The following is a 26,292-nucleotide window of genomic DNA, read 5'->3' as shown; positions in this document are numbered from 1 at the left end:
CTCGCGGCCAGTCCCTTTTTTGGGCTGGCCACCGGCGATGCAATACCGCTCAATCCTATGGCTGTGCCGCGTTCCCCGGAATTCGTTCGCGCCGGATTTGTAAACTGGAGATTCAATCATGAACACCACGTTAACCTCGCCACTCGCGCCCAACCCGCGGCGTATTACACAACGCACCCGAGGCCAAGGCCACGGCCCGATCACCCGGCTGATGAGCCCTTCCGACCTGGGTCAGGTGCTTAAACCCTTCGTATTCCTCGATCTGTTCGATGCGGATCAGCGCACCATGGCAATGCTGGCCAACATGCCGCTGCATCCGCATTCAGGCATAGCCACCGTGACCGTACCGCTCGAAGGCGCTTTTCATTACGAAGATCCCGCCAGCGGCGCTGTCGGGACGCTCGGCTATGGCGCGGTGGAGTGGGCGCGGGCGGGCGGCGGCATGTGGCACGGCAAAGAATTGTCCGCCACGGATACGCCGCGCATCCAGGGATTCCAGCTCTGGCTGGCCTTGCCCGCCGAACTGGAAAACGGTGAACAGGAAAGCCGTTATATCGAAGCCCGGAACATGCGCCAAATCGGGCCGGCGCATATCATCATTGGCAACCATGAAGGCGTGCAAAGCCCGGTGCCCGCGCAGGAAGGCATCAATTACTTGCTCATCACACTCAAACCGGGCGAACGCTGGACTTATCGGCCGCCAGCGCATCATTCTGTCGGCTGGATCGCACTGGCCAAAGGCCGTCTCAGCGCCGGCGCTCCTGTCGACACGGGCGAAATGGTGGTCTTCGAACCGGGGGAAATGCCCATTGCACTTGAAGCATCCGGCAATGAAGATGCCGTATTCGTTCTCGGCTCAGCCGTGCCTCACCCGCACCCGCTGCACCTCGGCGCCTATTCGGTACATACCTCAGCACCCGCGTTGGAAGCCGGTGAACGCCGCATCGCCGAACTGGGGCGCAGACTTAAAGAGGCCGGCGAGCGACGGACGGCTTCAGGCACGATCCCCGTCTTTCGATGACGTTGACGGTGTGGTCGCCATCTGTGGCGATAAATCCAGGATGCGCCAATCACGCGTGCCGGCATGTCCGGCCGCTCACTGACGATGCAACGTGATATTATTCCCCATCACTTCTCTGCCATCAGATAAGGCCCCTGCATGATCGTCAACTGCGACCACGACAACCTCGACGCCTGGCTGGCGCTGCGCTCAGCGCTGTGGCCCACTTGTCCGTTGGAAGAGCACCGCGCGGAGATGCGCGAAATATTGGCTTCGCCGCACCACACCGCGTTTATGGCGCGGGGGCTGGACGGCGCTTTCGTTGGCTTTGCCGAGGTCGCGCTGCGCCACGATTACGTCAACGGCTGCGAATCGTCGCCGGTGGCGTTTTTGGAAGGGATTTACACCGTCGAATGCGCCCGTCGCCAGGGCTGGGCCGCGCGCCTGATCGCGCAGGTGCAGGAGTGGGCGAAGCAACAGGGGTGCAGCGAGCTGGCGTCGGATACCGACATCGCCAACCTGGACTCCCAACGCCTGCATGCGGCGCTGGGCTTTGCCGAAACGGAACGGGTGGTGTTTTACCGCAAAACGCTGGGCTGATCAGGCAATCTTGCTTTGCCGCTGATGCGCCAGCTGCTCGGCGCGCAGCAGGATCTCCTGCAGATCGTCCTCGTCGATATCGAACAGATCTCCCTCCATCAGCGCCTCGTGCAGCTCGGCACGGGTGATGGAAACGGCATCGATCGGCAGATTGGCCGGTTTGGCCTCCGCCGGCGCCAGCGCGTGCGGGTAGCGCCGCCCGGCCAGGTTATTGAACAGAATGGCCAGCGCCGCCAGCAGCACCGAGTTCAGCAGCACCGGGTACAGCACAAAGTGGTAGCCCATCTGGTGAATGCCGGGGCCGCCGAGGATAGCGGTCAGCGCCACCGCGCCGCCGGGTGGATGCAGGCAGCGCAGCTTGAACATCAGGCCGATGGCCACCGCCGCCGCCGCGCCGCAGGCCAGGCCGGGATCGGGGATCAGCAGACCGGCGCTGACGCCCACCGTCGCCGCCAGCGCATTGCCGCCGACGATCGACCAAGGCTGCGCCAACGGGCTGTTGGGCACGCCGAACAGCAGCACCGCCGAAGCGCCCATCGGCGCGATAAACCACAGGTTCACCTCGCCCAAAATAAAGTGGCTGATCCAGCCGGCGAGCATCAGCCCCAAACCGGCGCCGACGCTGGAAATCAGCATCTCTCGTTTGCCCACCGCCAGCGGGTGCGGCCACAGGCGCGCGCATCCCACTTTCACCCGTTCTATCCACTGCGTCTTCATGTTACCCAATACGGCTCAATTCACGTGTTGGCAACAAATATATCACATCATCCTGAAGGAACTCACGGCGCCGTAAACCGCGCCGTCCAAGAACTTTTAGGCTAACAGATTGATTTTTAGCCTCCCCTCAACAATGATGAATGTTCCCCCCTTAACCCCGAGGAAACGCCGATGTCTCAACCGATCACCGAGCTTTATACCGACAGTGAATTTTTCAGCCCGTACGCCATGTCCGCCTTTGTCGTGCTGACGGAAAAAGGCATTCCGTTCACCGTGAAACCGGTGGATCTGGCGAAAGAAGAGAACAAAGAGGCGGCCTACGCGGCGCTGTCCCTCACTCGCCGGGTGCCGACGCTGGCGATCGGCGAGTTCCAGCTGTCGGAGTCTTCGGCGATCGCCGAATACCTGGAAGACATCCACCCGGCCCACGCCGTGTACCCGCGCGACGTGAAGCTGCGCGCCAAGGCACGCGAGATCCAGGCCTGGCTGCGCAGCGATCTGCTGCCGATCCGCGCCGAGCGTTCGACCGAAGTGGTGTTCAACAACGGCAAGTTCCCGCCGCTGTCCGAAGCCGCGCAGGAGGCCGCGCGCAAGCTGATCGCCGCCGTGGAAAGGCTGCTGAGCCACGGGCAGGACAATCTGTTCAGGGAGTGGTGCATCGCCGACACCGATCTGGCGCTGATGCTCAACCGGCTGGTGATGCACGGCGATCCGGTGCCGGAGCGCGTGCGCCACTATGCGCACAAGCAGTGGCAGCGCCCGTCGGTGCAGGCCTGGCTGGCGTTGTCGGAAAAACGGCGCGACTGAGGAAAAAAATCGGCGGCCACGACGCCGCCGTTCTCAATGCCGAGAAACAACATCACTGCTTGAGGGAAGGCAAATCACCATCCAGAGGGCAGATAGCCTAACAATGAAGCGATGGCGTACACCGCGCTGGCCAGGTACAGCAACACAATGCTGACCTGCAGCAGCGGGTGCGTGATCCAGTTGCACTGCCAGCGCGGGGTCTGGTCACCGTGTTTGCGCGCGCCGCGTAAGATCAGCATCGGCATGATCGACAGGATCACCCCGCTGAACACCCCGGCGAAGTAGAGCGCGTTGACGAACGACACCAGCCCGCTGTAAGCCAGCACGAACGGCGGCACCACCACCAGCAGCAGCACGCCGAAACGGCGCAGCGGCAGCTCGTCGTTGCCCAGCCTAAACTTGTCGAAAATATTGGTCAGAAAACTGCCGCCCAACCCCCAGTACGAGGTCAGCATCGCGCATAGCGCGAAGATGTTGGCGGAGAAGAACGCCCACTGCCCCAGCGCCTGGCCCCAGGAAATGGTGGCCACATCGGAGATGTCATCCAGCCCGCTGAGCGCAATCACCGACATCGGCACCGCCGCCAGCAAAATGAAGGTCACGACCATGCCGACGATGATCGCCTTCGGCAGTTGTTCCGGCTTGTCGGCGAAGCCGCGCGCCATCTCCGGCACGATGTACTGCGCCGAGAAGCAGAACACCACCACGTTGAACACCGGCACCATATAGCGCCAGTCGCCGTCCAGCAGGTTGCGCATCTGGGTGGTGTCTTTCAGCAGCGTCGCCGCTACCAGCGCGGTCAACATCACCACCATGCCGATGCTGATGAACTTTTCGCCGCGGCCGATCGCTTTCAAACCGAGGTACAGCACGCCGGCGGCGGGCACGAAGAACAGCAGGCTGCCCAGCGCCGGCGAGATGCCGAACAGCGATTGCAGCAGCTTGCCGCTGCCGGTCATGTAGGCGGTAAGCGCCCCGACGCTGTTGACGCACACCGAAGCGAACATCAGCCAGGCGCCCAGGCCGCCGACGTAGCGCTTCGCCAGCCCGCTCAGCTGCAGATGCGCGCGGGTGCGCAACGTAGATTCGGCAACGTACAGCATGGTGATGGTGGTCAGGCTCCCCACCAGCACCAGCCAAAACAGCAGCGGCAGGAAACCGGCCTTGCTGGAGGCGTAGGCGATGGAGAGCACCCCGGCGCCGATGTTGGTGCCGACGATCATCGCCACCCCTTCGAGGAAACTTAACGATTTGGCGGGTGCAGGTGCTCGCACCCCGGCGGCAAGCGCCGGAGAAACAGAGATATTATCAGACATGCATCATCCTTTATCGCCCGGCGACGCTGGCCGCCGGGATGGGTTAACGTCCTGACGCTCAACGGCTCACATCGATACACAGGTATTTCAGCTCCAGATATTCTTCTATCCCGTAGCGCGATCCTTCACGCCCGAGCCCTGACTGTTTCACGCCGCCAAACGGCGCCACTTCGTTGGAAATCAGCCCGGTGTTGATGCCGACCATGCCGTACTCCAGCGCTTCCGGCACGCGCCACTGGCGCGCGGCGTTCTGCGTGAACAGGTAGGCGGCCAGGCCGAATTCGGTGTCGTTGGCCATGGCGATGGCTTCCGCCTCGTCATGGAAGCGGAACAGCGGCGCCACCGGCCCGAAGGTCTCTTCTTTGGCGAAGCGCATCTTCTGCGTTACGCCGGTCACCACCGTCGGCTGGAAGAAGGTGCCGCCCAGCGCGTGCGGCTGGCCGCCGGTGGCGATCTGCGCCCCTTTGATCAGCGCGTCGTCGATATGGCTCTGCACCTTCGCTACCGCATCGCTGTCGATCAGCGGCCCCTGGGTGGTGCCTTCCTGGCTGCCGTCGCCGACTTTCAACTGCTCGACCGCCGCCACCAGTTTCTCCGCCAGCCGCTCGTAGATGCCGTCCTGCACGTAGATGCGGTTAGCGCACACGCAGGTCTGGCCGCTGTTGCGGAACTTGGAGGCCATGATGCCCGCCACCGCCGCGTCCAGATTGGCGTCGTCGAACACGATGACCGGCGCGTTACCGCCCAGCTCCAGCGACAGTTTCTTGATGCTCGGCGCGCACTGCGCCATCAGGATGCGGCCGACCTCGGTCGAGCCGGTAAAGCTCAGCTTGCGCACTACCGGACTGTCGCACAACACCTTGCCCACCTGTGCCGCTTCGCCGGTCACCACCTGCAACACGCCGGCGGGAATGCCGGCGTCCTGCGCCAGCTTGGCCAGCGCCAGTGCGGTCAGCGGCGTTTGCTCGGCCGGTTTGACGATGATGGCGCAACCGGCCGCCAGCGCCGGCGCCACCTTGCGGGTGATCATCGCCGCCGGGAAATTCCACGGGGTGATGGCCGCGCACACGCCGATCGGCTGCTTCACCACCACCAGGCGCTGCGAAGCCTGCGGCGCCTGCAATACCGCGCCGTCCACCCGCTTGGCCTCTTCGGCGAACCAGGTGATGAACGACGCGGCGTAGGCCACTTCGCCGCGCGCTTCCGCCAGCGATTTGCCCTGCTCGGCGGTCATCAGCTGCGCCAGATCTTCCTGCGCGGCCAGCACCTTGTCGGCCCAGGCCAACAGCAGCGCGGAACGCTGCTTGGCGGTCAGCTGTTTCCAGTCGTTTTGCGCCCGCTGCGCCGCCGCGATCGCCTGCTGGGTTTCCTCTTCGCTGACCAGCGGAATGCTGGCCAGCTCGGCGCCGGTGGCCGGGTTGATCACCGCTTCGCGCTTGCCGCTCAGGGCATCGCACCATTCGCCGTTGATCAGACACTGGCTGCGCAACAGCTCGGGATTGTTCAATTTCATGCCGTTCGCTCCTTAGTGGGCCAGCGCGCGGGACAGGATGCCCATCGCCTTGGTGAACTGATCGTCCGGAATGGTCAGCGGGTAGAGGAAGCGGATCACGTTGCCGTTCACACCGCAGCTCAGCAGCAGCAGCCCTTCCTCCATCGCCTTCTGCTGCACCTGACGGGTGATCTCCGCCGAAGGCTTGCCGGTAGCCGGATCGTTGAACTCCACCGCCACCATCGATCCCTGCGCGCGCACATCGGCGATCGCCGGGCTGGTTTTGCGCGCCTGCTGCAACACTTCCACCAGGTGCTGCCCCAAGCGCTCGGCGCGCTGGCACAGCTGCTCTTCTTCAATCACGTCCAGCACCGCGTGCGCGGCGGCCACCGCTAGCGGGTTACCGGCATAGGTGCCGCCCAGCCCGCCCGGCGCCGGCGCGTCCATCACCTCGGCGCGGCCCGCCACCGCCGACAGCGGCATGCCGCCCGCCAGGCTTTTCGCCATGGTGATCAAATCGGGCTTAACGCTGTAGTGCTCCATGGCGAACAGCTTGCCGGTACGGGCGAAGCCGGTCTGCACTTCGTCGGCGATCAGCAGGATGCCGTGCTGGTCGCACAGCGCGCGCAGCGCCTGCATGAAATCGGCCGGCGCCACGTTGAAACCGCCCTCGCCCTGCACCGGCTCCAGCACAATGGCCGCCACCTGCTTGGGATCGATATCCGCTTTAAACAGGCGATCCAGGCTGTTCATCGCGTCTTCGGTGGTCACGCCGTACAGCGCGTTCGGGTACTGGCCGTGGAACACCGAGCCGGGGAATGGGCCAAAGCCCAGTTTGTAAGGCGCCACTTTGCCGGTCAGCGCCATGGTCATATAGGTGCGGCCGTGGAAGCCGCCGCCGAAGGTGATCAAGCCCGGACGGCCGGTGTAAGCGCGGGCAATCTTCACCGCGTTTTCCACCGCTTCCGCGCCGGTGGTGAAGAAAGCGGTTTTACACGGACCGGCGATCGGCGCGCGTTGGTTGATGCGCTCCGCCAACGAGACATAGCTTTCGTAAGGAACGATCTGATAGGCGGTGTGGGTGAAGGCCTGCAGCTGCTTTTCAATTGCGGCGATCACTTTCGGGTGGCGATGGCCGGTGTTCAGCACGGCGATCCCCGAGGCGAAGTCGATCACTTCCTTGCCTTCCACATCCCACAGCGTAGCGTTCTCTGCGCGCTCGGCGTAAAAACCACACATCACGCCCACTCCGCGCGGGGTGGCGTCCTGACGGCGTTGGTTCAATTCTGCGTTTTTCATGCTGTTCTCTCCGGTCGGTGCCAGTTACACGTTTCGTTCACATTCGTGAAACAATGACGTTTATTTACACAGGATGTGGCCCTATAATCGAGTGCCAGTTACGAATAATTGAGGGATCCAATTGCGCTCATTGAGTGGTGATCTGTTGCTGCAGCGCCTCGGCGAACAGCCCGATGACAAGCTGCACAAGCGGCTTTACAACGCGATCCGCACCAGCATTCTCGATGGCAGCCTGCCGCCCTCCAGCCGCCTGCCCGCCTCGCGCGATCTGGCGCAGGAGCTCAGCCTGTCACGCAACACCGTGTTAACCGTTTATGAACAACTGCTGGCGGAGGGCTACGTGTCGGCGCGCGCCGGCAGCGGCACCTTCGTCGCCGACACGGTGCCGGACAGTTGCCTGTCCACCGGCGGCGCTCCGGCGGACGGCAGCGGGCAACTGCGGCGCGTCGAACTGTCGGAGCGCGGCGCCACGCTGCTGCACCACGCCAGCGCCAGCCCCAAACAGTGGGGGGCGTTCATTCCCGGCGTCCCCGACGTCAACGCCTTTCCTCATCAGCTGTTCAGCAAGATCCAGGCGCGCCTCAGCCGCCGCCCGACGCCGCAGCGGCTGACCTACAGCAATCAGGGCGGCAGCCCGGAGCTGCAGCATGCGTTGGTGGAGTATTTACGGGTGGCGCGCTCGGTGCGCTGCTCGCCGGAACAGATCCTGATCACTGAAGGCATCCATCAGGCGATCGATCTGGTGACGCGCATGTTGTGCAATCCGGGGGATGACGCCTGGATCGAAGAGCCGGGCTATTGGGGGATCCGCAATATCCTGCGCATCAATGCGCTGAACATCTGCCCGCTGGCGGTGGACGAGGCCGGGCTGGTGCCGCCGGAGCAGCCAACGACGCCGCCCCGCCTGATTTTCGTCACCCCGTCGCACCAATATCCGCTCGGCTCGGTGATGAGCCTGGCGCGCCGCCAACGGCTGCTGGCGCTGGCGCGGAACGCCGGCGGCTGGATCGTCGAGGACGATTACGACAGCGAATTCCGCTTTTCCGGCCAACCGATCCCGGCGCTGCAGGGGCTGGAAGCCGATGCGCCGGTGATCTACATCGGCACCTTCAGCAAAACGCTCTACCCGGCGCTGCGTCTCGGCTATGTGGTGTTGCCGCCGCCGCTGGTGCAGGCGCTGAAAACCGCCCACGCCGAGCTGTACCGCGGCGGGCACCTGCTGATCCAGAGCGCGCTGGCGGAGTTTATTCAGGAGGGGCACTACACGGCGCATATCCGTCGCATGCGGCTGCTGTACGCCCGGCGGCGCGCCTTCCTGACCGGATTGATCGAACAGCACCTCGGCAAACAGGCGCTCAGCGAGTTCAACAGCAACGCCGGATTGCACCTGATCCTCAACCTGCCGGACGAGGCCGACGACGTGGCGATCGCCGCCGCCGCCGGCGCGCAAGGGGTGCTGGTGAGGCCGCTGTCGCGCTACTACATGCTGCCCAACCGCCGGCGCGGCCTGCTGATGGGCTTTGCCTGCGTGCCGGAAGAGCAAATGGCCGCCGCCTTCACCCAACTGCTGGCGTGCATCAACGCCCCGCACTAAGTCAGAGCGCCGCCCGCCTGCCTCACCAGGCCTGAAACCGCCAGCCGTCCGCCTGTCGGTACAGGCGGTGCGTCGGTCGCAGCGCCTGCAGGAAGTCTTCGTCGTGCGACACCACCAGCATCGCGCCGGGGAAATCCGCCAGCGCGGTTTCGATCGCCAGCGACGACGCCAGATCCAGGTGGTTGGTCGGCTCGTCGAGCAACAGCAGCTGCGCCGGTTGTCGCCGCCAGAGCGCACAGGCCAGCGCCGCCTTCAGCCGTTCTCCGCCGCTCAGCGAGCCCAGCGGCAACGCGATGCGATCCGCGCCAAGCTGCAGCTGCGCCAGCCGGGTGCGCAACGCCCCTTCCGCCAACGGCGAATCCTGCAGCCCCAGATGTTCCATTACTGACAGGCCCGGATCGAGCTGCGACAGGGTTTGATCGAGGTAGGCCGTCGACAGCGGGCAATGACAATGGCCGGAAAGCGCCGCCAACTGACCGAGAACGGTCTTCAGCAAGGTGGATTTGCCGCAGCCGTTGGGGCCGGTCAACGCCACGCGCATCGGACCGTCGATCCGCAAATCCAGCGGCGGCGCGCTGACGAACGGCAACTGCAGCCGCTCGAGCACCAGCACCTGCTTGTTTGCGTTCACTTCACTGCCGGGCAGCGCCAGCAACACCGGCTGTTCCTCTTCTACCCGCTGATAGGCTTCGCGCACTGCCGCATCGAGGCTGTCGCGCCGATCCTGATGCTGTTTGCGTAGCGTGCCGAGGCTCTCCTTCGCCGCCGACTTGTAGGCCACCCGTTCGAAAGAGGCGATATTCAGCGTATCGACGACGCGCAGCGTTTGCGCCGAGCGCCGCTGGCTCATGTCGTGCTCTTTCTGTTGGCGGGCGCGGGTGCGGCGGCGCTCCTCGCGCGCATGCTCCAGATCGGCGCGCGCCGCCTGCTGCTCCGTATCGCGCTGGCGCCGGTAGTCATCATAGTTGCCGCCGTAGCTGCGCAGCGCGCCGGGCGTCAGTTCGACGATGCGCTCCATGCGCGCCAGCAGCTGCCGGTCATGGCTGGCGATCAGCAACCCGCCCCGCCACTGATCCAGCTGTTGATACAGCCAGGCGCGCCCGGCGCTGTCGAGGTGGTTGGTCGGTTCATCCAGCAGCAGAAAATCCGCCTCGCCCAGCAAGGCGCCGCACAGGGCCGCGCGCATCCGCTCGCCGCCGCTCAGCGAACTGGCGGATCGCAACGGATCAAAGGCCGGCAGCCCGGCGGCGGCGAAGGCGTTTTGCAGGCGATCGTGGAGATCCCAGCGCCCTTCCAGACGATCGATATCGTCCGCCAGCGGCCGCCCCTGCTCGAGACGCGCCAGCGCGGCGAACGCCTCACCATAGCCCAGCAGCTGGGCCAGCGTGGTGTGCGGCGCGATCTCCGGCTGCTGCGCAACGTAAGCCAATGTGGCATGAGATTCAACGTGCCCGTTGCCCGGTTGATCCAGCCCGGCGATCAGGCGCAGCAGCTGGGTTTTGCCGACGCCGTTGCGCCCTACCAGGCCGCAGCGCTGCCGGTCGAAAGCAAGATCCAGCGGGCCGAACAGCGTTTCGCCGTCAGCAAATTGGCAGGTCAGTTGATGTAAAACGAAATAAGGGGACTGCGCTGAATGAGCCATAAGCACTCCTGAATGAGATCAAAACATCCCCACAGGGCGCGAGAGCGCACAGCGTGGGACACGATATCAACAGGTGTGAGTGTTCATTTTCGGTAATGGCTCCGCAGAGAGAAGGAATTTGCAACGCGTAAAGGCTAACCGATCTTTTGTTCGTTATGCAAACAGAGTCTGAGATTCATGACATCTATCACATTCGGCGCAACGCAGATTCCCAAGCGGCGCGACAACGGCTAGATTTATCTCATCCGACCACTTGTGTTCACATAATAATAACAGATGCTCATCCCCAATCGCTTTCAACCTGCAGCTAGGCGGCAAGTTCGGGCGTTCCCAGGAGCTTACTCAAGTAAGTGACTGGGGCGAGCGAACGCAGGCAACAACGCTGCAGGTTGAAAGAGGCGGGGGATGAACGATGGAGAGTGCAATGAGCAATTACCCTCACCTGCTGGCGCCGCTGGATCTCGGCTTCACCACCCTGAAAAACCGGGTGCTGATGGGATCGATGCATACCGGCCTGGAAGAGCTGCCCGACGGCCCGCAGCGCCTGGCCGCGTTCTATGCCGAGCGCGCCGCCGCCGGCGTGGCGCTGATCGTCACCGGCGGCATTGCCCCGAACGAACAGGGCGTGGTGTTTCGCGGCGGTTCGATCCTCAACAGCGAGGCGCAATTGCCTCACCACCGCCCGGTAACCGAGGCCGTCCACCGGGCGGGCGGCAAAATTGCGCTGCAGATCCTGCACACCGGCCGCTACAGCTATCAACCCAAGCTGGTGGCCCCTTCCGCGCTGCAGGCGCCAATCAACCCGTTTACGCCGAGCGCCCTGAGTGAAGCGGAGATCGCGCAGACCATCGCCGACTTCGCCCGCTGCGCGGCGCTGGCGCAGCAGGCCGGCTACGACGGCGTTGAAGTGATGGGTTCCGAAGGCTACCTGATCAACCAATTCTTGACGACGCGTACCAACCAGCGCGACGACCAATGGGGCGGCAGCTTCACCAACCGCATGCGGTTCGCCGTCGAGACCGTCAGGGCGGTACGCCAGGCCGTGGGCCCGGAATTCATTCTGATCTACCGGCTGTCGATGCTTGATCTGGTGGAAGACGGCTCCAGTTGGGAGGAGATCGAGCAGCTGGCGCTGGCGATCGAACAGGCGGGTGCCACGATCATCAATACCGGCATCGGCTGGCACGAAGCACGTATTCCGACCATCGCCACCATGGTGCCGCGCGCCGGATTCAGCTGGGTGACCCGCAAGCTGATGGGCAAGGTCAGCATCCCGCTGATCACCACCAACCGCATCAACGATCCGGCGGTGGCCGAGCAGGTGCTGGCGGACGGCTGCGCCGATATGGTGTCGATGGCGCGTCCGTTCCTCGCCGACGCCGCCTTTGTGCAGAAAGCCGCCGAGGGGCGCGCCGACGAGATCAATACCTGCATCGGTTGCAACCAGGCCTGTCTCGACCAGATCTTTGAAGGCAAGCTGACTTCCTGTCTGGTCAACCCGCGCGCCTGCCGTGAAACCGAAATGCCGCTGACGATGGCGGAAAAACCGAAAAAACTGGCGGTGGTCGGCGCTGGCCCCGCCGGGCTGGCGTTTGCCACCACCGCCGCCAGCCGCGGCCATCGGGTGACGCTGTTCGACGCCGCCGAGCAGATCGGCGGCCAGTTCAACATCGCCAAGCAGATCCCCGGCAAGGAAGAATTCCATGAAACCCTGCGTTACTTCCGCCGCCAGTTGGCGCTGCGTGAAGTGACGGTCAGGCTGGGCGTCAAGGTCGAAGCGGCGGATTTAAGCGAATTCGATGAGGTGATCCTCGCCTGCGGCATCGTGCCGCGCACCCCGGATATTCCCGGCATCGGGCACACCAAGGTGCTGAGCTATCTGGACGTGCTGCGCGATAAAAAACCGGTCGGCCAGCGGGTGGCGATCGTCGGCGCCGGCGGCATCGGCTTCGATACCGCCGAGTACCTCAGCCAGCACGGCGTGTCCAGCAGCCTGGATCAGGCGGAATTCAACCGCGAATGGGGCATCGACGGGCGCCTTGAGCAGCGCGGCGGGCTGGCGGAGCAAGGGCCGCAGGCGCCGCGCGCCGCCCGGCAGATCTACCTGTTGCAACGCAAAACCAGCAAAGTGGGCGAAGGCCTGGGGAAAACCACCGGTTGGATCCACCGCGCCAGCCTGGCGATGCGCGGCGTGAAAATGCTCAACAGCGTCAGCTATCGGCTGATCGACGACGAAGGGCTGCACATCACCCGCGCCGAGCAAGACAGCTGCCTGCCGGTGGACACGGTGGTCATTTGCGCCGGGCAGGAACCGCGCCGCGAATTGCAGCAGCCGCTGCTGGCGATGGGGAAAACCGTGCATCTGATCGGCGGCGCCGACGTGGCCGCCGAGCTGGACGCCCGCCGCGCGATCGATCAGGGCACGCGGCTGGCGATGGCGCTGTAAAAAAGGGGCGCCCGGCGCCCCTGATATTGATGACAAACCGCATCCCCATGCAGGGTTGGCAGAGAGCAGCGAAAAGAAAACAAGGAAAATCAATTTATTGATTTTCGGCTGATAACCACAAAGAGGGAAAAACCACGCTTTTTCCTCCTTTGTCTACAGACTGAGGGGCGCCCGGCGCCCCTTGTTATTCACGCTCAGCGACGCGCGCCGGATTTCACCGCTCGAAGGATCACGAACTTCTTGTTCGAGGCCACCAGCGTGCAGTTGCCGAACAGGCGCTTGAGTTTCTGATGGTAGTCGAGGTGACGGTTGCCGACGATGCGCAATTCGCCGCCCACCTGCAGGCAGCGCTTGGCGTCGCAGAACATCTGCCAGGCGGTGTGATCGGTAATGGCGTGTTGCTGGTGGAACGGCGGGTTGCACAGCACCGCCTGCACGCTTTCGCGCTCGATGCCCGCCAGCGCGTTGTTCACCTCAAACTGACAGCGATCCAGCTCTTGCGGCAGGTTGTGCTCCACGTTCAGCTCGCTGGAGGCCACCGCCATGTAAGATTCATCGACAAAGGTCACCTGCGCTTCCGGGTTTTGCGCCAGCGCCGTCAAACCAATCACGCCGTTGCCGCAGCCCAGATCGACGATATGGCCATTCAGGCCGCGCGGCAGATGCTCCATAAACAGGCGCGCACCGATATCCAGGCTGCCGCGCGAGAAGACGTTGGCGTGGTTGTGGATCAGCCAATCGGTGCCGTCCAGCGTCCAGTTGGTGGTTTCCGCTGCCGCCGGCGGAACGATGTCCGCCGCCTGGCAGAAGATCAGGCGCGCCTTCTTCCACGCCAGGCTGGTGCGCGTTGGGCCCAGCACTTTTTCAAACAGCTGCATCGTCGAGGTGTGCACGTCGCGCGCTTTGGCGCCGGCAACGATCAGCGTGTCTTCGGTCACGACGTGGCGCAGCGCGCGCAGCTGCTGTTCCAGCAGCGCCAGCGCTTTCGGCACGCGAATCAGCACCACCGCCGGCGCCGCCGGCAGCTCGGCCAGGCTGTCCAGCAGCGTGACCTGCTCGGGATCCAGACCGTTGAGCTTGAGGTTGTGGCGCGTCGCCAGCTGGCTCATGTACGAATCGCTGACGCTGTAAGGGCGATGCGCGTGCAACGCACAGGCCAGGGTGCCGAAGTTATCGTTGAAAATCAGCACCGGGCGGCCGCCGATATCTACGTTTTCAAGCTGTTGCAGCAGATATTCGTCCGCCGCTTCCCACGCCTGCAGTTGGGTGGATTCTTCCTGTTGGGGATAACGCTCCAGCTCAAGTTGCTGTGTTCCCAGATCGAGTTGGCTCATTGCCCCTCCTGACTGATAAAATTTGGGCTGTTTATCCCCTAAAAACGCCCGTCAGTAAAATGTTTTTTCGGATAAATTGCGTATTGCGCCGCGTATCTGAAAACCCGCGCCCCTTTTCTCCTTTAACAACATTAACCTTTCCCTCCCGAGCACCCATGTCGACGTTTTTTTAACCTGACGGGGTGTAACTTTAAATGTTACACTGGCAGTCCCTATGGAAGGGGGAAAGCATGATTAAATCTTTCCGCGATCGCTATCTGGAGCAGTTCTATCTGGAAGGCAGGCGCAGCCGTCTGATCCCCGGCGCGCTTGAGCGACAGTTGGCCAGAAAACTCGATATGTTGGCCGCCGCGCAGCAAGAGCGTGATTTGCATCACCCCACGGGTAACTATTACAAGCGGCTATCCGGACCATTTCAGGGATGGTCAAGTCTGCGCGTCAATATGCACTGGCGGCTGATGTTTCAGTGGCGGCATGATGCCGCTGAAAAAATTTACCTCGATCCTCATCAAGATACCTGAACGAGGGGGTACCTATGTTGGAAACCACGACTCGCGAACCCACCACGGTGGGAGAAGTGCTGCAGGAAGAATATTTAACGCCGCTAGGCATCGGCCAGGAGGAACTGGCAAAGGTATTGGGCGTCACCCGCGCCACCGTCAATCGCCTGTGCAACGGGCATCGACGCATGAGCGTTGCCGAGGCCAATCTGTTTGCCGATCTGTTCGAAACGACCGCTGACTTTTGGCTAAACCTGCAGGCGGCGCACGATCGCTGGGAAGCCAGACAGGCCGATGCGCAGCGTGTGCGGTTGCGGCCGATCAAAGAAATACTGAGGCGCAATATCACTCATGCATGACATCGAACTCGCCTACCTGCAAGGCTACCCAACGCATCTGCAAAGCCAGGTGCAGCAACTGATCCATCAGAATCGGCTGGGGGACGTGCTGCTGCAGCGCTATCCGCAGGTGCACGATTGCACCACCGACAAATCGCTGTATCAGTTTACCGTCGATCTGAAAAACCAGTATCTGCGCAACGCCCAGCCGCTGAGCAAGGTGGCCTATGACAGCAAGATCCACGTCATGAAGCACGCGCTGGGCCTGCACACCGCCATCTCGCGCGTGCAGGGCGGCAAGCTGAAGGCCAAGGCGGAAATCCGCGTGGCGACGGTGTTCAAGGTCGCGCCCGAGCCGTTCCTGCGCATGATCGTGGTGCATGAGCTGGCGCATCTGAAAGAGAAAGATCATAACAAGGCGTTCTACAGCCTGTGCTGCCATATGGAGCCGGATTACCACCAGCTGGAGTTCGATACCCGGCTGTATCTGACGCACCTTTCGCTGTTCGGCGAGCTGTATGCATAGCGAGTGAGGGCGTGATAATCTGCGGTTTTAGGCTGGACCGGAGCTCGCTATGATTCGCTTTGCCGTTGTCGGCACCAACTGGATTACGGAACGTTTTATCGATGCCGCCCATGAAAGCGGCAAACTCAAGTTGAGCGCCGTGTATTCACGCTCCCTGGAACAGGCGCAGGCGTTTGGCGCCAACTATCAGGTCACGCAGTTTTTCGACTCGCTCGAGGCCATGGCCCAGTCCGATGCCATAGACGCGGTGTATATCGCCAGCCCCAACTCCCTGCACTGCCCGCAATCGCTGCTGTTCCTGCGCCATAAAAAGCATGTGATCTGCGAAAAACCGCTGGCCTCCAACCAGCGCGAAGCGGAACAGGTGGTAGCCTGCGCGCGGGAAAACCAGGTGGTGCTGTTCGAGGCGTTCAAAAGCGCCTATCTGCCGAATTTTCTGGCGCTGCAACAGGCATTGCCGAAAATCGGCCGGCTGCGCAAAGCCTTCATCAACTATTGCCAATACTCTTCGCGCTACCCGCGCTACCTGGCCGGCGAGAACCCCAACACGTTTAATCCGCAGTTCTCCAACGGCTCGATCATGGACATCGGCTACTACTGCCTGGCCAGCGCGGTGGCGCTGTTCGGCGCGCCGCAGTCGGTGCTCGCCAGCGCCACGCTGCTCGATACCGGTGTGGACGCCCACGGCACCGTCTGCCTGAACTACGGCGATTTCGACGTCACGCTTTCCCATTCCAAGGTCAGCGACTCGGCGATCCCCAGCGAGATCCAGGGAGAAGAAGGCACGTTGATTATCGACAAAATCTCCGAGTGCCAGGGCGTGGCGCTGACGCCGCGCGGCGGCAACCGCCAGGATCTGAGCCAGCCGCAGCACATCAACACCATGCTGTATGAGGCGCTGGCCTTCGCCGAGTTGGTTGAGAAGCGTCAGGTGGAACATCCGGGGCTGGAGAATTCGCTGATCGTCGCCCGCCTGCTGACCGATATCCGCCGCCAGACCGGCGTCGTCTTCCCCGCCGACGGAGAATGAGATGAAACCGCTGCTCGTGATGCAAACCGGCGACGCGCCGCAGGCCATTCGTCAGGAATTGGCAAATTTTGAAGGCATGTTCCTGCAACAGGGCAATATCGACGCCGAACGCGCGCACATCGTACACTTGCCCGCCGGCGAACGGCCGTTGCCGCCGGCCGCCTATTGCGGCGTGGTCATCACCGGCTCGCCGGCGATGGTGACCGAACGGCTGCCGTGGAGCGAGGAGGCCGCCGAATGGCTGCGTCAGGCGATGGCGATCAAACTGCCGCTGTTCGGCGTCTGCTACGGCCATCAGCTGTTGGCCTACGCGCTCGGCGGCGAAGTGGGTTACCACCCGCAGGGCATGGAAGTCGGCACGCTGGAGATCGAACTGCTGCCCGCCGCGGCCGACGATCGGCGGCTCACCCTGCTGCCGCCGCGCTTCAAAGCCAACCTGATCCACTCGCAGAGCGTGCTGACGCCGCCCGCCGGCGCGCAGACGCTGGCGCGTTCGCAGCAGGACGCGCACCAGATCCTGCGCTATGGCGATCATGCCCTGACCACCCAGTTCCACCCGGAATTCAACGGCGCGGTGATGAGCCAGTATCTGCAGTGGCTCGGCCAGCTGCATCCCGAGCAGCAAGCCCGCTACCACCAGCAACAACAACAGGTTAGCGACACGCCGTTCAGCCGCCTGCTGCTGCAGGGATTCGTCGTCAGCCTCGGTGCGCAAAAAGCGATAGCCGGCTAACGCGATTCACGTTGACCGCCGACACATTTTGCATTACTTTCTGCTTTGCAAAGGGGAGTAACTTCATTGCCGGTCAATCGTCATTACGATGCGCAAGCATCCGGTTACCGGGCAACCTGATGTCAAAGGTGTAACCACCTTCATCAACGTTGTAAGTGAGACCTTGCCGGAAGGCGAGGTTTGCTTGCAGCGTTCACAGAGCGGCTGGCGTCTTCCGACGTTGGCCGTTTTTGTTTTTGAAGGATACCTCTGATGATGAATTCCGTTGGCACACCGTGGTTATGGGGCAGCTTCGCCGCCGTCATAGTCGTGATGCTCGCAATCGATCTCCTGTTGCAGGGCCGTAAAGGCGCGCACACCATGACTATGAAGCAGGCCGCCAGTTGGTCGCTGGTGTGGGTCAGCCTCTCCCTGCTGTTCAACTTCGGTTTCTGGTACTACCTGAATGAAACCGCCGGGCGCGCCGTCGCCGATACCCAGGCGCTGGCCTTCCTGACCGGTTACCTGATCGAAAAAGCGCTGGCGGTGGATAATGTGTTCGTCTGGCTGATGCTGTTCAGCTACTTCGCCGTGCCGGCCAACCTGCAACGGCGGGTGCTGATCTACGGCGTGCTGGGCGCAATCGTGCTGCGCACCATCATGATCTTCGCCGGCAGCTGGCTGGTCAGCCAGTTCCAGTGGCTGCTGTATCTGTTCGGCGCTTTCCTGCTGTTCACCGGTATTAAAATGGCGCTGGCGAAGGAAGATGACTCGGCGATCGGCGACAAACCGCTGGTGAAATGGCTGCGCAGCCGCTTGCGCATGACCGACAGCCTGGAAGGCGAGCGTTTCTTCGTGCGCCGCAACGGCATCCTGTTCGCCACCCCGCTGGTGCTGGTGCTGATCCTGGTGGAACTGAGCGACGTGATTTTCGCGGTGGACAGCATTCCGGCGATCTTCGCCGTGACCACCGATCCGTTCATCGTCCTGACCTCTAACCTGTTCGCCATCATGGGTCTGCGCGCCATGTACTTCCTGCTGGCCAACGTGGCGGAACGTTTCTCGATGCTGAAATACGGCCTGTCGGTGATCCTGGTGTTTATCGGTATCAAGATGCTGATTATCGACTTCTTCCACATCCCGATCGGCATATCGCTCGGCGTGGTGGCGGGCATCCTGACGCTCACCTTGCTGATCAACGCCTGGGTCAATCGCCGCAACGATCGCCTGGCGAAGAAATAACCATAATCTGTTATCCGGGGCGCTAGCCGCCCCGCGATTGTTTGGCAATTCCCCCAAAACGCCAAACGTTATTGCGATCACACAAATGTAACCAGTATGTTATCAAGTGTTGATCCGCGCTCAGAATTTCACCCTCGCCTCTTTCCAACCTCATTCGATTGCTGAATACTGATTCGGCAAACACACTTAGTTACAGAATCATATAAAGCTGCCCGGCGTCGTTCCCGCCGCGGCGGCCAGATAACATCAGGAAGAGAAGCACTATGCAAAAACTACTACAAAGGATGACTCAGGGCAGCCTGGTTAAACAAATCATGGTCGGCCTGGTGGCCGGCATTCTGGTGGCGCTAGTTTCGCCGGCGGCCGCGGCGGCCGTCGGCCTGCTCGGCACCCTGTTCGTCGGCGCGCTGAAGGCGGTAGCGCCACTGCTGGTGCTGATACTGGTGATGGCCTCGATCGCCAACCATAAACAGGGGCAGAAAACCAACATTCGCCCCATCCTGTTCCTCTACCTGCTGGGCACCTTCGCTGCGGCGCTGGTGGCGGTCGTCGTCAGCTTTATCTTCCCTTCCACGCTGGCGCTGACCACCGGCGCAACCGACATCACCCCGCCGGGCGGCATCGTGGACGTGATGAAGGGCCTGTTGATGAGCGTGGTGGCCAACCCGTTCCATGCGCTGATTAACGCCAACTACATCGGCATTCTGGCGTGGGCCGTCGGGCTGGGGCTGGCGCTGCGCCACGCTTCCGAAACCACCAAGGGGCTGATCAACGACATGTCCCATGCGGTCACGCTGGTGGTGCGCGCGGTGATCCGCTGTGCGCCGCTCGGCATCTTCGGCCTGGTGGCCTCCACGCTGGCGGAAACCGGCTTCGGCGTGCTGTGGGGCTACGCCCAGCTGCTGATGGTGCTGCTCGGCTGTATGCTGCTGGTAGCGCTGGTGCTCAACCCGCTGATCGTGTACTGGAAGATCCGCCGCAATCCGTATCCGCTGGTGTTCGCCTGCCTGCGCGAGAGCGGCGTGACCGCCTTCTTCACCCGCAGCTCGGCCGCCAACATCCCGGTAAACATGGAGCTGTGCAAGAAGCTGAACCTGAATGAGGACACCTACTCGGTTTCCATTCCGCTGGGCGCCACCATCAACATGGCCGGCGCGGCGATCACCATCACCGTGCTGACGCTGGCGGCGGTAAACACGCTGGGCATCGCGGTAGACGTCCCGACCGCCCTGTTGCTGAGCGTGGTGGCCGCCCTCTGCGCCTGCGGCGCCTCCGGCGTGGCCGGCGGCTCGCTGCTGCTGATCCCGCTGGCGTGCAACATGTTCGGCATTCCGAACGACGTGGCGATGCAGGTGGTGGCGGTCGGCTTTATCATCGGCGTGCTGCAGGATTCGGCGGAAACCGCCCTCAACTCCTCCACCGACGTGCTGTTCACCGCCGCGGCCTGCCAGGCGGAAGACCAGCGGCTGGCGAACGAAGACCCGCTGAAGGTGCGTTAACCCCGCCTTGCCTCATCAAAAAGGCGCTCCCTCGAGCGCCTTTTTTTATCAGCCTTACAGCGTCACCCCGCTTTTAAATATCGCCAGCTCGCGGAAGTCGTTGGTTTCATTACGCGCCGGACGCCCGTTGGCGATCTCGACAATCAGGTCGATGAAGCGGCTGAGCAACGTCTCCATCGCCACGCCGTGAACCAGGCCGCCGGCGTCGAAATCGATCCAGTGCGGTTTCTTCGCCGCCAGCTCGCTGTTGGTCGCCAGCTTCACCGTCGGCACAAAGCCGCCGTACGGCGTGCCGCGCCCGGTGCTGAACAGCACCATATGACAGCCGGCGCCGGCCAGCGCGCTGGTCGCCACCGCATCGTTGCCCGGCGCGCTGAGCAGATTCAGCCCCGGCACGCGCAGCCGCTCGCCGTATTTCAACACGTCCACCACCTGGCTTAGCCCCGCCTTTTGGGTGCAGCCAAGCGACTTCTCCTCCAGCGTGGTGATGCCACCGGCCTTGTTGCCCGGCGACGGATTCTCATAAATCGGCTGCTGATGGGCAATGAAATAGCGTTTGAAATCGTTGATCATGTCGACGGTTTTGCCGAAGGTCTCCCCATCGCGACAGCGGCTCATCAGAATGCGCTCGGCGCCGAACATCTCCGGCACTTCGGTCAGCACCGTGGTGCCGCCGTTGGCGATCGCATAATCGGAGAACCGCCCCAGCAGCGGGTTGGCGGTGATACCCGACAATCCGTCCGAACCGCCGCACTCCAGGCCGAACTTCAGCTCGCTCAGGCGGCCCGGCTCGCGGCGATCGTGGCGCATCTCCCGGTACAGCTCGTGCAACAGCGCCAGCCCGGCCTCCACTTCGTCGTCCTGTTGTTGGCACACCATAAAGCGCAGCCGCCGCTCGTCCTCTATCCCCAACGTGGCGCGAAAGGCATCCACCTGATTGTTCTCGCAACCCAGCCCGATCACCAGCACCGCGCCGGCGTTGGGATGGCGCGCCAGATTTTGCAGCATGATGCGAGTATTGGCATGATCCTGCCCAAGCTGCGAGCAGCCGAACGGATGGCTGAACAGGTGAACGCCGTCGATCCCGTCCGCCTGCGTTTGCTGCAAAAAGCGCTGTTGGATCTGACGGGCGATGCCGTTGACGCAGCCGACGGTCGGCACGATCCACAGCTCGTTGCGGATCCCCACTTCGCCGCCGGCCCGGCGGTACAGCTGCACCTCGCGATCCGCCGCCTGCGGCGGCAACGTCGGGAACTGCGGCTGGTAACGGTAGCTGTCCAGATCGCTCAGGTTGGTTTTGACGTTTTGCGAATGAATGTGCTCCCCAGGCGCAATGGCCGCGAGCGCATGGCCGATCGGCTGGCCGTATTTGATGATGTCTTCGCCCTCGGCGATTGGGCCGAGCGCAAATTTGTGCCCGCGCGCCACCGGCTGCGCCAGTTGGATGACCGCGCCTTCCAGCTCAACGCACTCTCCGGCAGCCAGATCGCGCAGCGCCACCGCCACGTTATCCTGCTCATGAATCTTTATCGTACTTTGCATAAACCGGTCCCGGATAACGGCTACGCCAGTTCAATGGCGAAATAGTCTTTGGCGTTGTCGAAGCAGATGTTTTTCACCATCTCGCCCAGCAGCGCGATATCCGCCGGCGCTTCGCCGTCCGCCACCCAACGACCGATCATCTGGCAAAGGATGCGGCGGAAGTATTCATGGCGCGTATACGACAGGAAGCTGCGACTGTCGGTCAGCATGCCGACGAAGCGGCTCAGCAGCCCGAGCTGCGCCAGCTGCGTCATTTGGCGCTGCATGCCGTCCTTCTGATCGTTGAACCACCAGCCGGAGCCGAACTGCATCTTGCCCGGCGTGCCTTCCCCCTGGAAATTGCCGATCATGGTGCCGATCACTTCGTTATCGCGCGGGTTGAGGCAGTAGAGAATGGTTTTCGGCAGGCCCCCCTGCCGCGCCTGGGCATCCAGCAGCCGCGACAGCGGTTCCGCCAGCGGCCGATCGTTGATCGAGTCGAAGCCGATATCCGGCCCGACGGCGGCCAGCATGCGGCTGTTGTTATTGCGCAGCGCGCCGATGTGATACTGCTGCACCCAGCCGCGGCGCCGGTATTCGCCGGCCAGGAACAGCAGCACCGCGCTTTTGAACTGGGCGCTCTGTTCCGGCGTCGGCAGCTCGCCGTTCAGGCGGCGCAGCAGGATCGCATCCAACGTCGCTTCATCGGCCTCGCCGAACACCACCACGTCCAGCGCATGATCGGCCACCTTGCAACCATGGGCGGCGAAGTGATCCATGCGCTTGTACAGCGCGTCGCACAGCGTGCTGAAGCGGCCGATGGCGGTGTCCGCCGCCGCCTCCAACTGCCGCAGATAGTCGTTGAAGCCGGGCGCATCGATGGTGAAAGCCTTGTCCGGCCGCCAGCTCGGCAATACCTTGATATCGAAGCCACGATCGTCGGCGATCGCCCGATGGTGGCGCAGATCGTCGATCGGATCGTCGGTGGTGCCGACCATTTTCACGTTCATCTGCCGCATGATGCCGCGCGCGCGAAACGCATCCTGCGCCAATAGCGCATTACCGCGCTGCCAGATCTCATCCGCCGTGGCCGGCGACAGCAGCGTGCCGGTGATGCCGAACGGCCGACGCAGCTCCAGATGCGTCCAGTGATAGAGCGGGTTGCCGATGGTGTGCGGCACCGTGGCGGCCCAGGCGTCGAATTTCTCGCGATCGCCCGCATCGCCGGTGCATAGCCGCTCCGCCACGCCGTTAGTGCGCATCGCCCGCCATTTGTAGTGATCGCCCCGCAGCCAGATATCGTACAGGTTGCTGAAGCGGGTATTCTCCGCGATCTGCTGCGGCGGCAAATGGCAGTGATAATCGAAAATCGGCTGCGGCGCCGCATAATCGTGATACAAGCGCCGGGCAAATTCGCTGTCCAGCAGGAAATCTTCGCTCAAAAACGTCGCCATCTCGGGCTCCTTACTTGCCGTGCGGCACGGGGTTCGAATCACAAAAGTTATCACACCAATTTCAACTGGCGTCCAGCAGATTTTTCCCGATGTCTGCCGTTCATCCTCTCTCCACGCCCTTTTTCGCTCAATTTACCGGCAAAAATGCCCTATTTCACCGGCCACAGTATCGCTCAGGCGAATAATTCCTTTTGTGATATCACTCAACTTTTAAACCTGTATGACAGGTTATTGTCTCGCCAGCCGCATCGACGGCCACACCTTCAAACGGGGAGACATTTCGGATGCGTAAAATTAAAGGGTTACGCTGGTACATGATCGGACTGGTGACCATCGGCACCGTGCTGGGCTACCTGACCCGCAACGCCATCGCCGTCGCGGCGCCGACGCTGGAAGATACGCTGCACATCACCACCCAACAGTATTCCTATATCGTCGCCGCCTATTCCGCCTGCTACACCGTGATGCAACCGGTGGCGGGCTACGTGCTGGACGTGCTGGGCACCAAGGTCGGTTACGCCATGTTCGCCATTCTGTGGGCGCTGTTCTGCATGGGCACCGCGCTGGCCAACAGCTGGGGCGGCCTGGCGCTGGCGCGCGGCGCGGTCGGCATGGCCGAGGCGGCGATGATCCCCGCCGGGCTGAAGGCCAGCAGCGAGTGGTTTCCGGCCAAAGAGCGTTCGATCGCCGTCGGTTATTTCAACGTGGGTTCATCGATCGGCGGCATGATCGCCCCACCGCTGGTGGTATGGGCCATCGTGGCGCACAGCTGGGAAATGGCGTTCATCATCACCGGCGTGCTGAGCCTGATCTGGGCCATTTGTTGGCTGCTGTTCTACAAACACCCGAAAGATCAGAAGAAACTGAGCCAGGAAGAGCGCCGTTACATCCTCGAAGGCCAGGAAGCGCAGCACCAGACCTCTAACGCCAAAAAGATGTCCGCCTGGCAGATCGTGCGCAACCGCCAGTTCTGGGGCATCGCGCTGCCGCGCTTTCTGGCGGAACCGGCCTGGGGCACCTTCAACGCCTGGATCCCGCTGTTCATGTTCAAGGCCTACGGTTTTAATCTGAAAGAGATTGCCATGTTCGCCTGGATGCCGATGCTGTTCGCCGATCTCGGCTGCATCGTCGGCGGCTACCTGCCGCCGCTGTTCCAGAAGTATTTCAAGGTTAATCTGATCGTTTCACGCAAGCTGGTGGTGACGATGGGAGCGGTGTTGATGATCGGCCCCGGCATGATCGGCCTGTTCACCAGCCCTTACGCGGCTATCGCGCTGCTGTGCGTCGGCGGCTTCGCCCATCAGGCGCTGTCCGGCGCGTTGATTACCCTCTCTTCCGACGTATTCGGCCGCAATGAGGTGGCGACCGCCAACGGGTTGACCGGCATGGCGGCCTGGACAGCCAGCACACTGTTCGCCCTGGTGGTCGGCGCCCTGGCGGACACCCTCGGCTTCAGCCCGCTGTTCGCCGCGCTGTCGGTCTTCGACATTCTCGGCGCCATCGTCATCTGGACGGTGTTGCAAAACCGCCCGGCCGCCGAAACGCAGCCGGCCACGCTGCAGCCTGCCCCGGCGCGCAGCTGATCCCGCCGCCCGGCCGCTGCGCGCCGGGCCTCTTGCTCCTCTGGCAGCGGTGCCGAATAAGTGGTATAACAAATCCGATGGCCACGCGCCCCTTCCCACCGCACCGTATAGAGCATTCACTATGGAATTCACCGAAACCAGACGCCTGTATCAGCAACTGGCCGCCGAGCTCAAGCAACGCATCGAAAGCGGCCGCTACCCGGTAGGCGACAAGCTGCCGGCCGAGCGATACATCGCCGAAGAGATGAATGTCAGCCGCACCGTGGTGCGCGAAGCGATCATCATGCTGGAGGTGGAAGGCTATGTGGACGTGCGCAAAGGATCCGGGATCCACGTGGTGTCCAACCAGCAAAAGCACCTGGTGGTGCCGGGCGACAGCATCGAGTTCGCCACCGCCGGCCCGTTTGAGCTGCTGCAGGCGCGCCAACTGATAGAAAGCAACATCGCCGAATTCGCCGCCACCCAGGTGACCAAACAAGATATCGTGCAGTTGATGGAGATCCAGGAGCACGCCCGTAAAGAGGATCGCTTCCGCGACTCGCAGTGGGATCTGAAGTTCCACGTGCAGGTGGCGCTGGCCACCCAGAACACCGCCATGGCCACCATCGTGGAAAAAATGTGGGTGCAGCGGGTCAACAACCCTTACTGGAAAAAACTGCATGAACATATCGACGAACGCTCGATCGCCAGCTGGTGCGACGATCACGATCAGATCCTCAAAGCGCTGATGCGCAAAGACCCTTACGCCGCCAAACTGGCGATGTGGCAGCACCTGGAAAACACCAAACAGATGCTGTTCAACGCCACCAGCGATGACTTCGAATACAACGCCGATCGCTACCTGTTCGCCGAGAATCCGGTGGTGCATCTGGATGGCGTGAACCACGAGCCGAAATAGCCACGGCGGTCAAAAACCGTCGGCTTATGTCAGGTAATGTAAAATCCGCTGAATCGATGCCGGAACCGCCGTTTGCCGTGTACTATTTCACCGTCGGCAACGTAGATTTCCCTGTTGCCAATCGTGCTATTTTGGTAGAGTTAGCCCACTTTTTTACCCATTGCTGCGGGGGCGGGACGCGAATAAATGCGCTGGTTGTTTGCCATGCTGATTGCTGTTTTCTGCTGGACCGGTTCGGTCTCCGGCCAACAGCTATGCGTGGCGTCACCCAAGCCAACCCCCAGCGCGCTGAGCAGCCTGCCGCTGCTGGCGGAGCCGGCGCTTTCCCCCTATGATCATGTGTATCGGGCGCCGGCCGAAGCGCGCCGCAAAGCCCCCGGTAAGTTGCCGCTGCTGCTGCCCAGAGCGCACTCTTTCTCCGGTTCGCTGCTCGCATCCTCCCTGCCGGCGCCGGTCTATACCCTGGCCGCAGAGCCGGGTTACCGAATTCGCTTCCCCCGCCAGGACACCCCGGCCCCCAACCGGCTTGCCCAGGTCGACTGGATGCTGGACGCTTCCAGGCAACAGAGTCGCCAGGCCGGTTGGAAAGAAAGCAACATGCAGTACCGTGGCACGCTGACTTACCACCTATGACCGGTGTCGCACCGCTTAGAAACCTTAAAGCAACGCCGTTTCATCGTTATCAGCACTCAGGATCGCCGCGCGCTTTCAGCTCACGCCCGCTCCGCCGCTGAGATAAAAA

At 62.4% G+C, this 26,292-nt stretch carries 23 protein-coding genes; 15 read left to right on the top strand and 8 right to left on the bottom strand.

Translation table 11 applies throughout. The features are described 5' to 3' along the window. The first annotated feature begins 118 nt into the window (after positions 1–118). Positions 119–1,021 (top strand): pirin family protein, encoded by a 903-nt coding sequence (locus CRO23_RS02950; RefSeq protein ID WP_097101363.1) that lies wholly within the window; start codon positions 119–121, stop codon positions 1,019–1,021. A 138-nt stretch (positions 1,022–1,159) separates the two neighbouring features. After that, on the top strand, positions 1,160–1,600 hold the full coding sequence (gene aac(6'), locus CRO23_RS02945) for an aminoglycoside 6'-N-acetyltransferase (protein WP_097101361.1): 441 nt from the start codon (positions 1,160–1,162) through the stop codon (positions 1,598–1,600). Here aac(6') and CRO23_RS02940 read toward each other — a convergent pair whose 3' ends face one another. Further along, complete coding sequence (locus CRO23_RS02940; RefSeq protein ID WP_097101359.1) at positions 1,601–2,317, bottom strand: HPP family protein; 717 nt, start codon at positions 2,315–2,317, stop codon at positions 1,601–1,603. It lies immediately after the preceding gene. Between the two features lie 171 nt (positions 2,318–2,488). Here CRO23_RS02940 and yfcF point away from each other — a divergent pair, with 171 nt between their 5' ends. After that, positions 2,489–3,124 (top strand): glutathione transferase, encoded by a 636-nt coding sequence (yfcF, locus tag CRO23_RS02935; RefSeq protein WP_097101357.1) that lies wholly within the window; start codon positions 2,489–2,491, stop codon positions 3,122–3,124. Between the two features lie 74 nt (positions 3,125–3,198). Here yfcF and CRO23_RS02930 read toward each other — a convergent pair whose 3' ends face one another. Genes CRO23_RS02930 through CRO23_RS02920 form a run of 3 tightly spaced genes read right to left on the bottom strand, consistent with a single transcriptional unit; the run spans position 3,199 to position 7,231 of the window. Further along, positions 3,199–4,440, bottom strand: coding sequence for an aromatic amino acid transport family protein (locus CRO23_RS02930; protein ID WP_033639324.1), 1,242 nt, complete (start codon positions 4,438–4,440; stop codon positions 3,199–3,201). Between the two features lie 58 nt (positions 4,441–4,498). Next, complete coding sequence (locus tag CRO23_RS02925; protein WP_004937166.1) at positions 4,499–5,953, bottom strand: NAD-dependent succinate-semialdehyde dehydrogenase; 1,455 nt, start codon at positions 5,951–5,953, stop codon at positions 4,499–4,501. Positions 5,954–5,965: 12 nt separating this feature from the next. Then, the gene (locus tag CRO23_RS02920; RefSeq protein ID WP_079451624.1) at positions 5,966–7,231 is read right to left on the bottom strand and encodes a 4-aminobutyrate--2-oxoglutarate transaminase; all 1,266 of its coding nucleotides are present in this window, start codon (positions 7,229–7,231) and stop codon (positions 5,966–5,968) included. A gap of 121 nt (positions 7,232–7,352) precedes the next feature. On the opposite strand from CRO23_RS02920, the gene pdxR reads away from it, so the two are divergent. After that, entirely contained in the window at positions 7,353–8,825 is a 1,473-nt protein-coding gene (gene pdxR, locus CRO23_RS02915) for a MocR-like pyridoxine biosynthesis transcription factor PdxR (protein ID WP_097101355.1), read from the top strand. Between the two features lie 22 nt (positions 8,826–8,847). On the opposite strand, the gene CRO23_RS02910 is transcribed toward pdxR, so the two are convergent. Further along, a complete protein-coding gene (locus CRO23_RS02910) occupies positions 8,848–10,467 on the bottom strand; it encodes an ABC-F family ATP-binding cassette domain-containing protein (RefSeq protein ID WP_097101353.1) in 1,620 nt (539 codons plus the stop codon). A gap of 424 nt (positions 10,468–10,891) precedes the next feature. Here CRO23_RS02910 and CRO23_RS02905 point away from each other — a divergent pair, with 424 nt between their 5' ends. Continuing rightward, positions 10,892–12,913, top strand: a complete 2,022-nt coding sequence (locus tag CRO23_RS02905; protein WP_097101351.1) for an oxidoreductase — start codon at positions 10,892–10,894, stop codon at positions 12,911–12,913. A 194-nt stretch (positions 12,914–13,107) separates the two neighbouring features. On the opposite strand, the gene rlmG is transcribed toward CRO23_RS02905, so the two are convergent. Continuing rightward, positions 13,108–14,247, bottom strand: coding sequence for a 23S rRNA (guanine(1835)-N(2))-methyltransferase RlmG (gene rlmG, locus CRO23_RS02900; protein ID WP_016930173.1), 1,140 nt, complete (start codon positions 14,245–14,247; stop codon positions 13,108–13,110). 230 nt (positions 14,248–14,477) lie between these two features. Here rlmG and CRO23_RS02895 point away from each other — a divergent pair, with 230 nt between their 5' ends. The 7 genes from CRO23_RS02895 (at position 14,478) to sstT (ending at position 20,094) form a co-directional block, all read left to right on the top strand. Next, entirely contained in the window at positions 14,478–14,768 is a 291-nt protein-coding gene (locus tag CRO23_RS02895) for a type II toxin-antitoxin system RelE/ParE family toxin (protein ID WP_016930174.1), read from the top strand. Between the two features lie 14 nt (positions 14,769–14,782). Beyond that, positions 14,783–15,106, top strand: a complete 324-nt coding sequence (locus CRO23_RS02890) for a HigA family addiction module antitoxin (RefSeq protein WP_016930175.1) — start codon at positions 14,783–14,785, stop codon at positions 15,104–15,106. Further along, entirely contained in the window at positions 15,099–15,611 is a 513-nt protein-coding gene (locus CRO23_RS02885) for a M48 metallopeptidase family protein (RefSeq protein ID WP_016930176.1), read from the top strand. Before CRO23_RS02890 ends, CRO23_RS02885 begins: the two co-directional genes overlap by 8 nt. A 49-nt stretch (positions 15,612–15,660) precedes the next feature. Next, positions 15,661–16,641 (top strand): Gfo/Idh/MocA family protein, encoded by a 981-nt coding sequence (locus CRO23_RS02880; RefSeq protein WP_016930177.1) that lies wholly within the window; start codon positions 15,661–15,663, stop codon positions 16,639–16,641. Position 16,642: 1 nt separating this feature from the next. After that, positions 16,643–17,374 (top strand): glutamine amidotransferase, encoded by a 732-nt coding sequence (locus CRO23_RS02875; RefSeq protein WP_097101349.1) that lies wholly within the window; start codon positions 16,643–16,645, stop codon positions 17,372–17,374. Between the two features lie 252 nt (positions 17,375–17,626). Continuing rightward, positions 17,627–18,595, top strand: coding sequence for a TerC family protein (locus CRO23_RS02870; RefSeq protein ID WP_016930179.1), 969 nt, complete (start codon positions 17,627–17,629; stop codon positions 18,593–18,595). 263 nt (positions 18,596–18,858) lie between these two features. Further along, complete coding sequence (gene sstT, locus CRO23_RS02865) at positions 18,859–20,094, top strand: serine/threonine transporter SstT (RefSeq protein WP_097101347.1); 1,236 nt, start codon at positions 18,859–18,861, stop codon at positions 20,092–20,094. 54 nt (positions 20,095–20,148) lie between these two features. On the opposite strand, the gene CRO23_RS02860 is transcribed toward sstT, so the two are convergent. Together CRO23_RS02860 and uxaC are read right to left on the bottom strand one after the other, a co-directional pair. Next, positions 20,149–21,636 carry a UxaA family hydrolase gene (locus CRO23_RS02860; RefSeq protein WP_033639314.1) on the bottom strand — a complete coding sequence of 496 codons (1,488 nt, stop codon included), beginning with the start codon at positions 21,634–21,636 and terminating at the stop codon, positions 20,149–20,151. A gap of 20 nt (positions 21,637–21,656) precedes the next feature. Then, entirely contained in the window at positions 21,657–23,069 is a 1,413-nt protein-coding gene (gene uxaC / locus CRO23_RS02855; protein ID WP_079451619.1) for a glucuronate isomerase, read from the bottom strand. Positions 23,070–23,353: 284 nt separating this feature from the next. On the opposite strand from uxaC, the gene CRO23_RS02850 reads away from it, so the two are divergent. From CRO23_RS02850 to CRO23_RS02840, 3 genes are all read left to right on the top strand, one after another. Then, the gene (locus CRO23_RS02850; protein WP_015379157.1) at positions 23,354–24,652 is read left to right on the top strand and encodes an MFS transporter; all 1,299 of its coding nucleotides are present in this window, start codon (positions 23,354–23,356) and stop codon (positions 24,650–24,652) included. A 121-nt stretch (positions 24,653–24,773) separates the two neighbouring features. After that, positions 24,774–25,550 (top strand): transcriptional regulator ExuR, encoded by a 777-nt coding sequence (gene exuR / locus CRO23_RS02845; RefSeq protein WP_004937137.1) that lies wholly within the window; start codon positions 24,774–24,776, stop codon positions 25,548–25,550. Positions 25,551–25,736: 186 nt separating this feature from the next. Beyond that, on the top strand, positions 25,737–26,183 hold the full coding sequence (locus CRO23_RS02840; protein WP_004937135.1) for a hypothetical protein: 447 nt from the start codon (positions 25,737–25,739) through the stop codon (positions 26,181–26,183). Positions 26,184–26,292 lie beyond the last annotated feature (109 nt).

The sequence above is a fragment of the Serratia sp. JKS296 genome (assembly GCF_900215445.1).
Lineage (GTDB): Bacteria > Pseudomonadota > Gammaproteobacteria > Enterobacterales > Enterobacteriaceae > Serratia > Serratia marcescens.
The sequence above is the reverse complement of the archived record's forward strand: the minus strand, read 5'-3'. Positions and strand labels throughout refer to the sequence as shown.

Bases quoted from the DNA above. Each gene is read 5' to 3' on its own strand.
- CRO23_RS02895 (WP_016930174.1), top strand. From the start codon at position 14,478: ATGATTAAATCTTTCCGCGATCGCTATCTGGAGCAGTTCTATCTGGAA.
- CRO23_RS02930 (WP_033639324.1), bottom strand. From the start codon at position 4,440: ATGTCTGATAATATCTCTGTTTCTCCGGCGCTTGCCGCCGGGGTGCGA.
- CRO23_RS02890 (WP_016930175.1), top strand. From the start codon at position 14,783: ATGTTGGAAACCACGACTCGCGAACCCACCACGGTGGGAGAAGTGCTG.
- CRO23_RS02910 (WP_097101353.1), bottom strand. From the start codon at position 10,467: ATGGCTCATTCAGCGCAGTCCCCTTATTTCGTTTTACATCAACTGACC.
- CRO23_RS02840 (WP_004937135.1), top strand. From the start codon at position 25,737: ATGCGCTGGTTGTTTGCCATGCTGATTGCTGTTTTCTGCTGGACCGGT.
- exuR (WP_004937137.1), top strand. From the start codon at position 24,774: ATGGAATTCACCGAAACCAGACGCCTGTATCAGCAACTGGCCGCCGAG.
- CRO23_RS02875 (WP_097101349.1), top strand. From the start codon at position 16,643: ATGAAACCGCTGCTCGTGATGCAAACCGGCGACGCGCCGCAGGCCATT.
- yfcF (WP_097101357.1), top strand. From the start codon at position 2,489: ATGTCTCAACCGATCACCGAGCTTTATACCGACAGTGAATTTTTCAGC.
- CRO23_RS02885 (WP_016930176.1), top strand. From the start codon at position 15,099: ATGCATGACATCGAACTCGCCTACCTGCAAGGCTACCCAACGCATCTG.
- sstT (WP_097101347.1), top strand. From the start codon at position 18,859: ATGCAAAAACTACTACAAAGGATGACTCAGGGCAGCCTGGTTAAACAA.
- CRO23_RS02880 (WP_016930177.1), top strand. From the start codon at position 15,661: ATGATTCGCTTTGCCGTTGTCGGCACCAACTGGATTACGGAACGTTTT.
- CRO23_RS02860 (WP_033639314.1), bottom strand. From the start codon at position 21,636: ATGCAAAGTACGATAAAGATTCATGAGCAGGATAACGTGGCGGTGGCG.
- rlmG (WP_016930173.1), bottom strand. From the start codon at position 14,247: ATGAGCCAACTCGATCTGGGAACACAGCAACTTGAGCTGGAGCGTTAT.
- CRO23_RS02920 (WP_079451624.1), bottom strand. From the start codon at position 7,231: ATGAAAAACGCAGAATTGAACCAACGCCGTCAGGACGCCACCCCGCGC.
- CRO23_RS02850 (WP_015379157.1), top strand. From the start codon at position 23,354: ATGCGTAAAATTAAAGGGTTACGCTGGTACATGATCGGACTGGTGACC.
- CRO23_RS02940 (WP_097101359.1), bottom strand. From the start codon at position 2,317: ATGAAGACGCAGTGGATAGAACGGGTGAAAGTGGGATGCGCGCGCCTG.
- CRO23_RS02870 (WP_016930179.1), top strand. From the start codon at position 17,627: ATGATGAATTCCGTTGGCACACCGTGGTTATGGGGCAGCTTCGCCGCC.
- CRO23_RS02905 (WP_097101351.1), top strand. From the start codon at position 10,892: ATGAGCAATTACCCTCACCTGCTGGCGCCGCTGGATCTCGGCTTCACC.
- uxaC (WP_079451619.1), bottom strand. From the start codon at position 23,069: ATGGCGACGTTTTTGAGCGAAGATTTCCTGCTGGACAGCGAATTTGCC.
- CRO23_RS02950 (WP_097101363.1), top strand. From the start codon at position 119: ATGAACACCACGTTAACCTCGCCACTCGCGCCCAACCCGCGGCGTATT.
- CRO23_RS02925 (WP_004937166.1), bottom strand. From the start codon at position 5,953: ATGAAATTGAACAATCCCGAGCTGTTGCGCAGCCAGTGTCTGATCAAC.